This is a genomic window from uncultured Sphaerochaeta sp., from assembly GCF_963676625.2.
Lineage (GTDB): Bacteria > Spirochaetota > Spirochaetia > Sphaerochaetales > Sphaerochaetaceae > Sphaerochaeta.
The window spans coordinates 89,791-104,055 of the sequence record NZ_CAXXYB010000014.1; the positions used below are offsets into that span (position 1 = coordinate 89,791).

Annotated in this window: 12 protein-coding genes; 9 read left to right on the plus strand and 3 right to left on the minus strand. The window is 44.0% G+C overall.

The features are described 5' to 3' along the window. The first annotated feature begins 119 nt into the window (after window positions 1-119). A complete protein-coding gene (locus tag ACHZBG_RS17930; RefSeq protein WP_320130833.1) occupies window positions 120-1,181 on the plus strand; it encodes a 3-dehydroquinate synthase family protein in 1,062 nt (353 codons plus the stop codon). Here the strand turns inward: ACHZBG_RS17930 and ACHZBG_RS17935 are convergent, their stop codons facing one another. Both ACHZBG_RS17935 and hisS read right to left on the minus strand, forming a co-directional pair. After that, entirely contained in the window at window positions 1,182-3,701 is a 2,520-nt protein-coding gene (locus tag ACHZBG_RS17935; RefSeq protein ID WP_320130834.1) for an ATP-dependent RNA helicase, read from the minus strand. 2 nt (window positions 3,702-3,703) lie between these two features. Beyond that, window positions 3,704-5,038, minus strand: coding sequence for a histidine--tRNA ligase (gene hisS, locus ACHZBG_RS17940; RefSeq protein WP_320130835.1), 1,335 nt, complete (start codon window positions 5,036-5,038; stop codon window positions 3,704-3,706). A gap of 110 nt (window positions 5,039-5,148) precedes the next feature. On the opposite strand from hisS, the gene ACHZBG_RS17945 reads away from it, so the two are divergent. Beyond that, window positions 5,149-6,405 carry a poly(A) polymerase gene (locus tag ACHZBG_RS17945; RefSeq protein ID WP_320130836.1) on the plus strand — a complete coding sequence of 419 codons (1,257 nt, stop codon included), beginning with the start codon at window positions 5,149-5,151 and terminating at the stop codon, window positions 6,403-6,405. On the opposite strand, the gene ACHZBG_RS17950 is transcribed toward ACHZBG_RS17945, so the two are convergent. Next, window positions 6,402-7,274 (minus strand): hypothetical protein, encoded by an 873-nt coding sequence (locus tag ACHZBG_RS17950; RefSeq protein ID WP_320130837.1) that lies wholly within the window; start codon window positions 7,272-7,274, stop codon window positions 6,402-6,404. The two genes, ACHZBG_RS17945 and ACHZBG_RS17950, sit on opposite strands and share 4 nt — an antisense overlap. Window positions 7,275-7,359: 85 nt before the next feature. Here ACHZBG_RS17950 and rsxC point away from each other — a divergent pair, with 85 nt between their 5' ends. The 7 genes from rsxC to ACHZBG_RS17985 are packed head-to-tail and all read left to right on the plus strand — an operon-like array spanning window position 7,360 to window position 14,252. Further along, the gene (rsxC, locus tag ACHZBG_RS17955) at window positions 7,360-8,670 is read left to right on the plus strand and encodes an electron transport complex subunit RsxC (protein ID WP_320130838.1); all 1,311 of its coding nucleotides are present in this window, start codon (window positions 7,360-7,362) and stop codon (window positions 8,668-8,670) included. Then, window positions 8,667-9,761: an RnfABCDGE type electron transport complex subunit D gene (locus tag ACHZBG_RS17960; RefSeq protein ID WP_320130839.1), complete on the plus strand. Its 1,095-nt coding sequence runs from the start codon at window positions 8,667-8,669 to the stop codon at window positions 9,759-9,761. The genes rsxC and ACHZBG_RS17960 overlap by 4 nt, the downstream gene beginning before the upstream one ends. Beyond that, on the plus strand, window positions 9,758-10,315 hold the full coding sequence (locus tag ACHZBG_RS17965; protein WP_320130840.1) for an FMN-binding protein: 558 nt from the start codon (window positions 9,758-9,760) through the stop codon (window positions 10,313-10,315). The genes ACHZBG_RS17960 and ACHZBG_RS17965 overlap by 4 nt, the downstream gene beginning before the upstream one ends. Beyond that, a complete protein-coding gene (gene rsxE, locus ACHZBG_RS17970; protein ID WP_320130841.1) occupies window positions 10,312-10,944 on the plus strand; it encodes an electron transport complex subunit RsxE in 633 nt (210 codons plus the stop codon). The genes ACHZBG_RS17965 and rsxE overlap by 4 nt, the downstream gene beginning before the upstream one ends. A 1-nt stretch (window position 10,945) precedes the next feature. Then, window positions 10,946-11,539 carry an electron transport complex subunit RsxA gene (gene rsxA, locus ACHZBG_RS17975; protein WP_320130842.1) on the plus strand — a complete coding sequence of 198 codons (594 nt, stop codon included), beginning with the start codon at window positions 10,946-10,948 and terminating at the stop codon, window positions 11,537-11,539. Window positions 11,540-11,549: 10 nt separating this feature from the next. Then, window positions 11,550-12,347 (plus strand): RnfABCDGE type electron transport complex subunit B, encoded by a 798-nt coding sequence (locus ACHZBG_RS17980; protein WP_320130843.1) that lies wholly within the window; start codon window positions 11,550-11,552, stop codon window positions 12,345-12,347. Window positions 12,348-12,350: 3 nt separating this feature from the next. After that, window positions 12,351-14,252, plus strand: a complete 1,902-nt coding sequence (locus ACHZBG_RS17985) for an alpha-amylase/4-alpha-glucanotransferase domain-containing protein (RefSeq protein WP_320130844.1) — start codon at window positions 12,351-12,353, stop codon at window positions 14,250-14,252. The last annotated feature ends 13 nt before the right edge of the window (window positions 14,253-14,265 follow it).

A 14,265-nucleotide genomic window follows, 5' to 3' on the forward strand; every position in this document is an offset into this window, starting at 1 on the left:
ATTGTGCTGAAATTATCCCATTAATTCAAGTGAAAAACAAAAAACAATCAGTCAATTGAAAGTGGGAAAATATTCTTTGCTTCTTGTCTTTCCAGCTTACAAAGGGTATAAGGTTATGTATGAAATCATTATCTACCGCTACCCTTGCAAATGGCAAACAAACTGATGTATTCCTTGCTGATGACCTGAAAGATCTTTCTGAGCGTCTTGGCAATTATGGGCGTTCCGTTTTGTGGGTTTTTGATACCAATACGGCAACCCTTTTCAAGCAATTGCCACCGGCAAACGTAGTTCTGGACAGTGGGGAGATTGCAAAGACTTTTTCCTCCGTTGAACGGATTCTTGCCACGGCCATCGATGAAGGCTTAGCTAGGGATGGAAGGATTATTGGTTTTGGTGGGGGAGTTGTATGTGATATGGCAGCCTTTGCCGCCTCAATATACATGAGAGGTTGCAAGCTTACCTTGGTACCGACGACCTTGTTATGTATGGTTGATGCCTCTGTTGGCGGTAAGACAGCAATAGATTTCAAGGGTCTGAAGAATATGGTTGGTTCCTTTTATCCTGCCAACGAAGTTTTGATTTGTATGGATACCCTCAGAACCTTGCCTGAAAAAGAATTTCTCAATGGTCTTGCGGAGGTCCTTAAACATGCCCTGCTAAGCCAAGATGAACATTTATATAGGTTCTTACTGACAAAAAAGAATGAAATCCTTGCCAGGAACAATGAGACCCTCCAGACTTTGGTGACTCTTTCCCTTGCAGTAAAACAATGGTATATAGAACAAGATCCCACCGAGACTCTGGGGATTCGTCAGATGCTTAATCTGGGACATACCTTTGGACATGCCCTTGAGGCTTCTGCCCATTTTTCCCTTGGCCATGGAATCGGAGTTGCCTGGGGGACTTGCAGGGCCTTGGAAGCAGGGGTTACCTTGGGGATAACCGACAAGGCGTACGCCACTGGTGCCATAAAGTTATTCAAGTCCTATGGATATGATATTGATTACCGAATCGGAAGAGGTGATTGGATTGATTTTCGAGAACGGCTGATGAAGGACAAGAAAAAAATGAACGGCCAGGTCTTGTTTGTCCTGATGGAAAGCCAAGGCAAGGCCGTTCTTCGTCCCATTGAAACTGCACTTGTGCAGCATCTGGTGATTGCAAAACCAATTTTCTGACTATTCGACCAACTTGAGGAGTTTGCCGTATAGCTTACCTGTTTCTTTGGCCATCTGGACGTCTCCTGCTGTTTCGAAGGCTTCCGAAAGTTGCAGCAAGGAGAACAATGAAGTATCCAGGGCATCGAAACAGTCGTTGTTGAAGGCAAACCGGTAATTTCCGTCTCCGCTTTGATCAAGCATGACAAAACCGAGCCTCTTGCGGTCCTTTTTGCTTTTGCACAAGGCAAGGATCCAAGAGAGGTTGTCAACTAGCAATTGCTTGTCCTCCACCGTAAAAATTCCACTCGGTGGATTATCCAAAACACCTTTTTCTGTATCTATTTTGCCATTCAATTCCAGTATAGAGAAGAATTTGTCAGCATAGTGGATATAAAAACCCTTGAAAGACAACGCCGAGAGGAAATTCTTTGGCCTCTTTGGGGCCTTTTCATTGGCCTGAGATAGATAGGCGAGATCTTCAAGCGGAATGATTGCCATAAGTTTGTCTTTCTTATGGTTGAGCAAGACAGTTGGGTAGCTTTTTCTGTAGACGGTAACTGTTGCCTTGCTGTCCGCGGCCTTTTGGATTTTTTCCCTTCCTTCCCGTTCTTCCCGTTCTTCTTGCCTTGAAAGCCGTTTTGGTTCTTCCTTGGTCAATCCTATCAGGTGTTTGTATAAATTGGGGGAGATGTCATCAAGCCATTCTTTCTCCAGGGGGCTGACGGCACGTGCATACATCCTGCTCGTCTGTACAATTTCCCCGGCAATGATAAACTGCGGCGGTGTCCTGAAATAGGCACTACCTGGATGGATGAATACTTGGTCAGCTGTCAGACTCTTGTACATATTTCCCCTGTTCTTGATACAGATATACTGGGAAAGTCCGCTTGCTATGCAACTGAGATAATCCCGCACATTGCCACCATGAGTCAAAGGAAAGCCAATTTCTCCGCATATTTCACCTAATTGTTCATCAACGTGCAAGATTTCTTGCATCCCTTGGGTATCGAGGTAGGAACGCTTGCAGAATCTTTGCTTGGCTTCCTTGCTGGGGTTGTCCGTATATTGTTTGAAAATATTCAGATAGGAGACAAAATCCCCATATTGGGAATTGTTGAAATGTTTATGCGCCGCTCGCGACTGCTCTTCCTCACCTGGAGGAAGCAAGAAAGGGTTTTTCGTTGACAGGAAGGAAACGGCAATGAGGACCTCTTCAAGGACATCCGGGTAATGGACAAGGGCTTCAACAATTACCCTGGAATGTCTTGGGGCCAAGGGGAATTTACACATCAGTTCACCGATTTGGGTCAGGTGTCTGTCTTCATCGATTGCTCCGATGAATCGAAGAGTCTGTTCAGCTGATGTTATGGCACTGTTTTTAGGTCTGGTTATAAAAGGGAAATGTTCATAGTCAAAGATGCTGAGGTCACTCATTCTCAGTACGACTTCCGATAGGTCAGTCCTGAGAATTTCCTCGGTGCCATAGGCATAACGACTTTTGAAATCCTGTTCGGAGTATAGACGGAAACACGTGCCGGGAGCAGTTCTTCCTGCACGTCCCTTGCGTTGGTCACAACTTGAACGACTGGTAGGAAGCGGTACCAGGGAAGTCGTGAAATCTTTTTGGTTATAGAAATTGATCTTTGCGATTCCACAATCAATGACGGCAGTGATCCCGTCGATGGTAACTGAGGTCTCGGCAATGTTGGTGGCAACGACAACCTTGGTTTTTCCCTTTGTGGTATCGTTGAATACAGATTCCTGTTCTTCTTTGCTCAAACGTCCAAAAAGAGGATAGATTTCCAAAAGTTTTTCGGAATCCGCTCCATAGAGAGCATTTACGCAGGTGGTGATGTCGAATTCCCCGCTCATGAAAACAAGGATGTCGCCACGGTTGTTCCTGGCCTGATTCATGACGATACGGGTAATGGCTTCTACCTGGAAATCAAGTTTTTCAGCCTCAAGGGGTTGATATACTATCTTTACCGGATAAATTTGGGCATCAATCGAAATGATAGGGGCACCATTGAAGAATTCCGAAAACACCTTGGTGTTAATGGTGGCACTGGAAATGATTACCTTGAAGTCTGATCGCTTTTTCATGACATCCTGCAATAATCCCAGGATAAAATCAATGTTCAACGAGCGTTCATGTGCTTCATCAACAAGAATGACACCATAATTCTTGAGTAAGGGATCGGCTTTCAATTCCATCAGGAGAATACCGTCAGTCATTACCTTAACCTTGGTAGTGAAATCGGTAGTATCCTCGAAGCGCATCTTGTAGCCGACGAACCCCTCTCTTTCATGTATTTGTTTCTTGATAAATTCGCAGACCGAAAGGGTCGCGATACGTCTTGGTTGCGTAATGCCTACACAAAGTGAATCGGTATAGCCGGCTTCAAGGAGGATGATGGGAAGTTGGGTGGTTTTACCGCTTCCCGTAGGACTCTCGACGATTATGACTTGGTTGTCACGAAGAGCATCGAGAATTTCTTGCCGGTGTTGGTAGACCGGCAACTGTTTCAAATCTTGCAAACTTATTTCCTTTGGATAAGAGAAATCGCATCCTCGATGGAAATATTTCGATGCGTTTCTCTAGTCAATAGATTCTTTAGGGTAACGGAGTTTGCTGCAAACTCTTCGCTCCCGCAGGTCAAGCCGAATGGAATGTGATTCATTTCGGCGTATTTAAACTGGATTCCCATCTTTTTATCCAGCATATAGACATCGCAACGTAGACCTGATGTGCGAATTGTACGTGCAAGGCTGTCATACCAGCCTCTCAGGGTCGGGTCAAGGCAGAAAACAATGACATCAGCAGAGCTCCCGCTTTTCAATACAGGGCTTTTCAATTCTTCAAGTGCAGCAAGAAGACGATCAAGACCTATGGAAGATCCTACACCAGGAAGTTTCTCCTTGGTGTAAAGCGAGGCAAGGTCATTGTAACGACCACCGCTGCAGACAGAGCCAAAATTCGGGAGTTCCGTCAAGAAGGTCTCATATACGATTCCCGTATAATAATCGAGTCCCCGGGTAATGGAAGGGTCGTAGGTGAAGTGGTCTTGGATCTTTGCATCCGAGAGATACTGATAGATCTGCTCCATTCTCTGCGTATGTTCCTGTTCGTCTCCAGCAAGTCGGGAAAGTCTGTGAAGCGTATCCAAGAAAGGTTCATTCTCGTCGATCTTGGTTATGAAGCTGACGATTTTATCGGCTTTCTCCTCGGAACTGGTAATTTCCTGAAGCAGGCTTTTTACTTCATCAGTGCCTATCTTACGCAGCTTGTCTACCGTGCGTAGAATATCGACGCTTTTATTTTCTACTTCCAGATATGACAAAAAGGCATTGAATAATCCTCTGTGGGCAACGCAGAACCTATAGTCGCTGATACCCATCAAGGCAAAGGAACTGTCCATCATCGCGAGTATCTCATAATCGGCCTGGGCATTATCAACTCCAACGATGTCAAAGTCACATTGGGTGAATTCCCTGAACCGGCCCTTCTGAGGATTTTCTCCACGCCATACCTTGTCGATGTGAAAACGCTTGAAGGGTAGGGCAAGCTCATTTTGATGCATGGCAAGAAATCTGGCAAAGGGAACAGTAAGATCAAAGCGCAAGGCTACCTCACGTTCTCCATTATCCTTGAAATGAAAAATCTGTTTATCGGTTTCTCCGCCGCCTTTTCCCAACAGGACTTCGGTATATTCAAGGACAGGAGTATCGATGGGGACGAATCCATAGCTGGAGAAATGGGTTTCCAATTTGTTGATAATGGCCTTTTTCTGTATCTCCATGGCAGGTAGAGTATCTCTGAACCCTTTCAAAACTTTGGGTTCTATAATCCTCTTATCCTGTGTTTCGTCAATCATTGCTAAACTCCTGTTGTGTTTTTGCACTATATGGTGTACAAAGAGTGTATAACGAATCGCTTGTGTACTGCAATATGCGATTCTTTTCCACCCTACTTATTGAGAGCATTATGCTGATACGATACAAACAAGACGAGAATGGCAAGACAGTGCCCGTTGCGAATATTTATACACAGAATGAGCACAGGATAAATCCTGCCATGCTTGATCGAGACGCGGTTTGGGCTATTCGCAAACTACAACAATCCGGCGCTGAAGCCTATTTGGTCGGAGGCGCTGTGCGCGACCTTATGCTTGGCAATGTCCCCAAGGATTTTGACTTGGCTACAAGTGCTTCCCCCCGACAAATCCAAAGGCTTTTCTGGAATGCCCGGATCATAGGAAAACGATTCAAGCTCGTTCATCTGGTCTTCAAGGATAAAATTTTGGAAGTTTCGACCTTTCGTAGTGGTGAAGAGGCTATGGATGGCAATAATAATGTATTTGGTTCCATTGACCAAGATGCAAAACGACGTGATTTCTCCATTAATTCCTTCTATTTTGATCCTTCCACCTCCCAATTGTTGGATTTCAACAATGCCATGGAGGACTTCAAGAAAAAAAGAATCAGCTCAATAATTCATTTGGACGAGTCTTTCAAGGAAGATCCTGTCAGAATGATTCGAGCCATAAAATATTCAGTCTCTACAGGTTTTACCTTACGTTTCAATGTCAAGATGGCTATTCGAAAATATGCGAATGAGCTTTCCAGAACCTCTACCAGTCGTCTGACCGAAGAGGTGAACAAGATTTTGGGTTCTGGGCATAGCCGGGAAATTTTCAATGAGTTGCAAAAATACAAACTTCTTGTGTTTATGCTTCCTTGTTTTTCCGTATATTGCAAATTTCCCCAGGTGCAGAAGAGTCTGAAGGAACTTGATGGTAAAGTTGTCGAGGCAAAAATGGGCAGAGGTGATGAGGTCAATCTTGCGGATATGATCAAATCCTTGGTTGCTCCCCTCATTTTCTTTACTGATGACCAAATGACAAGTGAAGAACGTTTCAAAGAGACTTTCCGGCAGATAAAAGTATTAATCAGTCCCATGACTCCCTCAAATTATGAAGTGGAACTTGCTTCTGAACATTTATTGCTGGATCGCGGGTACCGAACTCCCCGAAATTGTGTACGAGGACAGCGTGCTGTCAACAAGCCCCCGCAAAGAAGAGGTCCTGCAAGGCCACGAAAAACGGAAGAAAGCACTGAGGTGTCGACTGCCAACAAGAAACGGAGACCTCACCGAAGGAGAAAGCCTCAGGGTCCAAAGCTGGAGACCCTGCCTTCCGGCTCACAGCAGGTTGCTTCCAGTGCTGAGGTCCATGATTTTTAGGCCCATTCCTCAATTTCTATGTTGACGCTGGCGACAAAGATTGAGCCATATTTTTCCAGGCTATCGGCAATGTATTCCTGGAGTTCGCCCAAAGTGGTGGTGATTTGGTGTTGCATCGGCACCCTGAGGCGGACGTTCAAGGCATACCCTTCCGCTTTTATCTGAACCGTCACTTTCTTTACTTTTATTTGGCTGTCAAATTCATCAAGGCAATGTGCTACCATCTGGGTCAAGGCAGCCTCGCTGACAGTTGTTTTTCCATATTTGCTGAATTCTGGTCGAACGATAGTCTTTTCGAAACTGATTTTTCGTTTCCGAAATGGAGAAGGGCGTTTGTTCTTGAAAAAAACTCTCATGGTGTCATAGACAATTTGTGGATAATTTCGGGTTATCTCAATGGACGGGACAGGGATGACATGTTTCCCTTCTGTATACCGTATCCGCATGGCAGTCTCTATTTCTTCTTTTGTGGCAATATCCTCTATACGAAATAGTTTTTCTGGTTGGGGAAGGTTAAGCCTTTGTGCTATCTTGTAGACCATCTTCTCACTTGTTCCTATAAGCAGGATTTTATGATATTTTTCTCTCTGAAGGGCATCGATGACTTCTTTCTGATGCTCGGGATCATCAAACACGGCAGTGCGTACAGCAGAAAGGACATTGTTCTCATGTTTGGCGGATTTTCCCCCAAGAATTCGGTCTCCCCTGATAAGCAAACCGTCATCGATAATCAAATCTATGGAATATTTTTCTGCGACAAGCTTGGAACGGAAGCTTTTTCCTGTACCACTCTTGCCAACCAGTGCATATACCTTTGTGCCTTTTAATTTCCAAAAAGCGTATTTAAAAATTCGATTCATGGTTTTCATTATACTGTTTTTCTTGTACAATAGAACCGCATTTTATAAAAAATGTACAATAGGTTTTTAATTACATATTCAAGGAGAGTTTTCCATGCAGAAAGTACCTACGTTCAGTAAGGGTGGCGTGCATCCTGATGATAAAAAGGTATTCAGCCGTTCCCAGCGGATTGAACGACTCCCCCTTCCTAAAGAGTTGGTTGTATCAATGTCCCAGCACCTCGGTGCGCCGGCGAAAACTTTGAAGTCCAAAGGGGACCTCGTACAGAAAGGTGAGAAAATTGGTGAAGCCTCTGGTTTTATCAGTGCCGATGTCCATTCTCCTGTTTCTGGCATGATCAAGGATATCCGAAAGGTAACACTTGCAAACAGTGTTTGTTGCGATGCTTATATTATCGTACCGGATGAGCAGCAAAATGAAGAGTACACACAAACTTTTTCCTGGGAAGATCAGGAGAGAGAAGCACTTCTTGCCTTGATAAAGGATATGGGAATAGTGGGTATGGGTGGTGCGACTTTTCCGACGCATGTAAAATTGTCCATTCCCAAGGGCAAATCAGTGGATGCACTGGTGGTAAATGGCGTCGAATGCGAACCGTATCTTACTGCTGATTATAGGGTAATGATGGAGAAGGGTGAATTTGCCCTGGAAGGTGCAATGATAGCCGCCAAGGTTGCCGGTGCAAATCGGGTAATCGTGGGAATAGAGCTCAACAAACCTGATTGCATTGCTCATCTCAAGGATGTTGCCGAAAAAAAAGGTTTTCCGATTGAAGTAGTCGGACTCAAGATGAAGTATCCCCAAGGCGATGAAAAACAGTTGCTCAAGGCTACGATAAACAAGGAAATACCTTCAGGAAAGCTTCCTCTGGATATCGGTGCCGTGGTTGTCAATGTCGGGACCTGCAATGCAATTTATGAGGCCATCGTGCTTCATAAGCCCCTGTATGAACGGGTGATCAGTGTTACGGGTGAGTGTATTGCCAACCCGAAGAATATCCTTGCGCCGATAGGTACCAAAATCAGCGACTTGCTTGCCTTTTGTGGTGGTTTCTCAAGTGAGCCGGACAAATTGGTCAGTGGTGGCCCTATGATGGGATTTTCCTTTTTTGACCAGGATACGCCGATGGCAAAAGGTTCCAGTGGTCTTTTGGCTCTTCCCAAAGAAAAGGAATATCGTACTACTGCCTGTCTTAACTGTGGACGTTGTGTAGCTGTTTGTCCAATTGGTTTGATGCCAGCACGTCTGTACCGCTATATCAGCCACGGAATGTATGACGAGGCTATGAAAAGCAATCTTATGGATTGTAAGGAATGTGGGTGTTGTTCGTTTGTGTGCCCTGCACATATTCCTCTTGTCCACGGAATGAAGAATGGTAAAAAATTGGGGAGAAAGAAGAAATGATGAAACCCTCGTTGTCGGTTTCGGCATCTCCGCATATCCATGCGAAGGCTGATACCTCATCTATCATGTGGACCGTATCGCTTGCCTTGCTTCCAGCTACAATCTGGAGTGTATATGCGTTTGGCTTTAGGTCGCTATTGGTTCTTGCCGTATCCATTGGTACGGCTATGTTGTTTGAATATTTGCTTGGTCTTTTCAGCAAGGAGGATACTCTTTGGGATGGATCTGCCTTCCTTACCGGACTTCTTGTTGGGATGAACATGAGTCCAAGCATTCCGTTGTACATTCCTTGTGTGGCAAGTTTCTTTGCCATCGTAGTGGCGAAGTGGACTTTTGGCGGGCTTGGTGCAAACTGGGTCAATCCAGCCTTGGCCGGACGTGTCTTTGTATTCTTCTCATTTACGACTCCCATGGGCAGATATGTCATGCCAAGAGCTCTATCAAGTATTGTACCTGATGCTCTCAGTTCGGCTACACCCCTTTCCTTTGTCAAAACTTCCATCGTGTCAGGTTCCTTGGGAATGTCTTCTGATCAGATACTTGCCAATGCGGGGTATCCTGCCTCTTCCCTTGCAACTTCGCTGTCCCATGCAATCGGTCTTTCTCCTTATACAATTGATGCCTTCATTGGAAATGTAGGAGGTTGTATTGGAGAAGTCAGTGCGCTGATGTTGTTGATCGGTGGAATTTTTCTGTTTGTCAAAAAAATCCTTTCTTGGCAAACGAGTGTTTCCTATATTCTTTCCGTTGCAATTCTCAGCTGGATATTCGGTGGTTTGCGTTCCGATCTTGGATTTTTCCAAGGCGAGGTCCTGTCCTCCGTCTTTACCGGCGGCTTGATGCTTGGAGCCATTTTCATGGCGACTGATTATGTTACGTCACCCATTACCCATAAAGGGCAAATAATCTTTGGACTGGGTTGTGGTTTCTTTACCTTCCTGTTCAGATATTTTGGATCAATGCCTGAAGCAGTCTCGGTCTCGATCCTTTTGATGAATATCGTAACCCCGACCATTGATCGATTCATCGTTCCGCGGAAGTTTGGTGATACAAAGGAATACCGAAAACAGTTGAAGGAGGAAAAAGTATGAAAAAGAACTTGAAATATGCTTTTATCCTTCTGGCCATCTGTGGCGTTTGTGCTTTTGCCTTGGGATTCACGAACTCAATAACCAAACCGGTCATTGAAAAGCAAGAGCAAGAGAACAGAATGAAGGCACTTGAAGAAGTGAGCAATGGTTGGGCAGTCGGTTCCGAGGAAGTGGTCAGTGATAATTCGATTGTATCGTATTATCTCGGTCTGTCGGATAATGGTGAAACCAAGGGCTATATCGTAGGCTTGAAAGGTTCGGGCTACGGTGGTCAACTAACCATGGTAGCTTCCTATTCAATAAACGGGGAAATGCTTTCTGCCAAGATGTTGACCAATAGCGAGACTCCTGGATTGGGCAAGAAAAGCGAGAATCCTGGATATATGGATAAGTTCAAGGGAACTGGCGGAAAGAAAGCTGTTCCTACCAACAAATCGATGCTTTCCACTGAGGATGCTTCAGCGGTAAGTGGAGCTTCTGTTACTTTTGCCGCATTGGGCAAGGCAATTGCCGGCGGTAGTGAGTTCGTAAAAAGCCTAGGAGGAACAAAATGAAAGGAAAACACATCAAGGAGCTGACAAAAGGCTTCTTTGCTGAAAACCCGATATTTGTAGTTGTCTTGGGGCTTTGTCCCACCTTAGGTGTCTCTACCCAGGTTTCAAATGCCCTTGGTATGACAGCCGGTGTAATGTTTGTTCTTCTATTCAGTAATATCATTATTTCGGCTTTACGAAATGTGATTCCCAATAGTATCCATATCCCAGCCTATATCGTTGTCATTGCCGCCTTGGTATCTGTTACTGAGATGGTGATGCATGCCTATGTAGTTTCGGTTTACAATGCTCTGGGAGTATATCTTCCCTTGATCGTAGTAAACTGTATTATCTTAGGTCGAGCCGAGGCTTTTGCCAGCAAGAATACCATGCTTGACAGCGCACTTGATGCAATAGGGATGGGCTTGGGCTTTGGCCTGGGAATTGTCTTGATTGCTTCAATTCGTGAACTTTTGGGATCAGGGACGATTACCCTGTTTCCAATGGGAACTTTTGGGGGTGTCATTAATATTCCTTGGTTCCATGAGAATCCTGTAAGGGTTATGGCCCTTGCTCCTGGAGCCCTGTTGATCATGGGTTACCTGAAAGCATTCTTTGATTGGAATACATCACGAAAGAAGGGGAATTAACATGGCATACTTGGCAATACTGCTAACATTTATATTTATCAATAACTTCATTCTGGTGCAGTTTTTGGGACTTTGTCCTTTTATCGGAGTCTCAAAAAGCAGTGAGAATGCAATAGGGATGGGGGCATCGGTTACCTTCGTCACCAGTGTAGCTTCTGTGGTTTGCTGGTGTATATACCATTTTCTTTTGGTTCCTTTTTCTCTTGAATATTTGGAAACTCTCTCTTTTATCTTGGTCATTGCTGCCTTGGTTCAATTACTTGAGATGGTCATTCAGAAGATCAGTCCTCCCTTGTACAAGGCTTTGGGAATATATCTTCCCTTGATCACTACTAACTGTGCTGTTTTGGGTATTGCCTTGATAAATATTACAAATGGATATAATGTCATGGAATCCTTTACCGGTGGCTTGGCCGCAGGTATTGGTTTTACATTGGCAATAGTTCTGATGAGTAATATTCGCGAAAGACTTGATGTCCAACCAGTTCGGAGATCTTTCCGTGGTATGCCCATTGCGTTTATTTCTGCTGGCTTGATGGCTCTTGCATTCATGGCATTTGACAAGTCGTTGCTTACGAATTTGCATCTGGTATAAGGAGAAAGCCATGAATATTTTATTAGCTGTACTGGTCGTAGCCATCCTTGGGGGTATTTTTGGCTATGGGCTTTCCTTTGCAGAAAAGAAACTTGCTGTCAAGAAAGATGAAAAAATCTTGGCGTTGGAAAAAATCATGCCGGGTGCCAATTGTGGTGGATGCGGTTTTGCCGGTTGTAATGCGTATGCTGCTGCTGTTGGAAATGGCATTGCCGAAATAGGGCTTTGTAACCCAGGTGGAGCAGCACTCAATGTAAAGATGGCCGAAATCATGGGGCAGGAAGTAAAGGTTTCTGAAACAGGAAAAATGGTTGCCCATGTTATGTGTGGCGGCAATTGTGAATTTACGACCAAGGACTATGATTACAAAGGTCTTACAGACTGTAACGCGGCCGCTTTGTTGTTTGGTGGAGACAATACTTGCAAGAGTGGATGTTTGCATCTTGGCAGTTGTATTGCCGTGTGTCCTGTAGAAGCCATCTCAAAAGATAAGGATGGTTTTATCATAGTGGATGAAGACCTGTGCATCGGCTGTGGCAAATGCTCAAAAATCTGTCCAAATGGTGTAATTCAATTGATGAATGCCGAAAGTGAATATGTAATTGATTGCAATAATCACGATCCAGGCGGAAAAGTAAGAAAACAATGTACCGTTGGGTGTATTGGGTGTAAGATTTGTGAAAACAAGTTTCCTGAATCCGGCTGTAAAGTTGAGAATTTTCTTTCAAAATTTGATCAGCAGGTTCCCCATAGTCAAATAGCAGAGGCAGCAGAGGCGTGCCCGAGCAAATGTATAGTCAAGCGGTAGCGAATGAAAATACTGATAGGTGCGTACAGTCAAATTGCTTCTGGTTCCCCAATGCCCGTATACGAACGGGCATTGGTTTGTGTATTCAAACCTTTGTTGACCTATCTGTACAATTCTTCTGTAACTGTCTTGCAATTGTATCTAAATGGTTCAATCATGGAATGGTTGGAATGCAATCATCCAGAAGTGAATATGCTCATTGCTGATCTTGCCCGGAAAGGCAGGGTTGAATTGGTTAGCGGAAGTTACCATCAGAGTGTGCTTTCCTTACTTTCACCGAAAGATCGATCAAATCAAATTGAACTGGACACTACCTGGATACGTAAACGCTATGGGCAAAGGCCTCGGACTTTGTGGTGTTATGGGGAACTGTTCAATCCTTTATACATAAATACCCTTAATCTTTGTTGCATCGATAAAATACTGATATCAAGCCATGATACGGTGCATAATACGGTATGCAAGGCAATTCCCTATCAAATGCAGGAGTTGGGAAAGACTGTTCAGATTGTCCCGACGGATGATTTGATCGGAAACCTTGTCAAGCAATATGGAATGGGCGAGATAAGTTTCAAATATCTTCTTGAACAGGCACGGATTCGTCTTGAGGACGTTTCAAATGAATATTGCATTGCAATGGTGAATATTGACCAACTCTGCCAGGGAAATATTACAGAGGAAGAGACCCTTGCCTTGTTTTCCTTGTTCTTTGACCATGGAGCCTCTTCTATCGAAGACCTCTTTGATCCGAATAGTCCCTTGGAAAAGGGATATCTGCAAAGTGGATGGTATGGCTATGACAGTTTAGTTTCTGATTTGTCATGTTTCAATGAGATATTTGTAAAGGATGAATCCTTGGCGTATCTCTATGGCAGATATACCTCTTTATGGGAAATAACTCGAAGTTACAAGAAAGATAAAGATATTCGTAAGCGGATTGATTCCCTTCTTCTGAAGATTGCCACAGGAGCTCCCTATGTTTGTGATGCAAATGGATCAATGCTTCGCTCCTCGGTGCGTAAACTGGTATGGCGATATATCAGCGAGGTCGAATCGGTCCTTTCTTCCCAAAAGGATTATTCATATCCCTTGAATGTCGATTATGATCATGACGGTAATATGGAATACCTGACTATCGGAAAAAATCTCAGTGCCGTAGTGGATGCAAAAGGCGGAGCTTTGAGTGAATTGACCTATCTTCCTTCTTTGTTCAATTATGGAGATACCTTTGTCCCTCTTTCCGGTTTTGGCAGTTCACAGGCTTTGCATCCACTTGAACCAGGGAGGAAACAAAGAATTTTCAACGACGTATTCCTTGATCCTTCCTTGCCATTAGATGAATATAAAAAATCTGATACTTTACATTGTCTGGATATGGGAAAAAACGTATATGACCTTTCTGTCATTGATAAAAGAAATACAGAGTTTCTTGCTATTGCAAAGTGCTATGAAAATGGCTTCCTTTCAAGTCAACTTAGCTTGGAAAAGCATTATAAATTTCGACAGAATACAGTATTGTTGGAAATTACGATTACAAATTTGGGGAATAGTGAGGTCTACTGTTCCTATGGTTGCGAGATCCCGCTTTCCTTGGGAATGAAGGGGACCACTGTTCCTGTTACCTTGCTGGAAAGCAAGAAATCAAATCCTTATGAGGAAGCAGAAGTAATCCTTGATGACGTCAAAACGCTCAGGTTATATGACGAGCCGAACAATACTTCGATTACCCTGGTTGCCGATAACCGCTTTACCTTGCTGAAAGAAGACTATACTATTGATTATAAGACAACGATGGGGCAGGAACGTTTGTATCAACATACTTTGCTTTTACCCATTTGGCCATTGGCTATTTCCCCAGGAGAACAAAAAAAAGTTACTATTGGGTTGAGATTGGAACGCAAGTAATATTATATTTAGG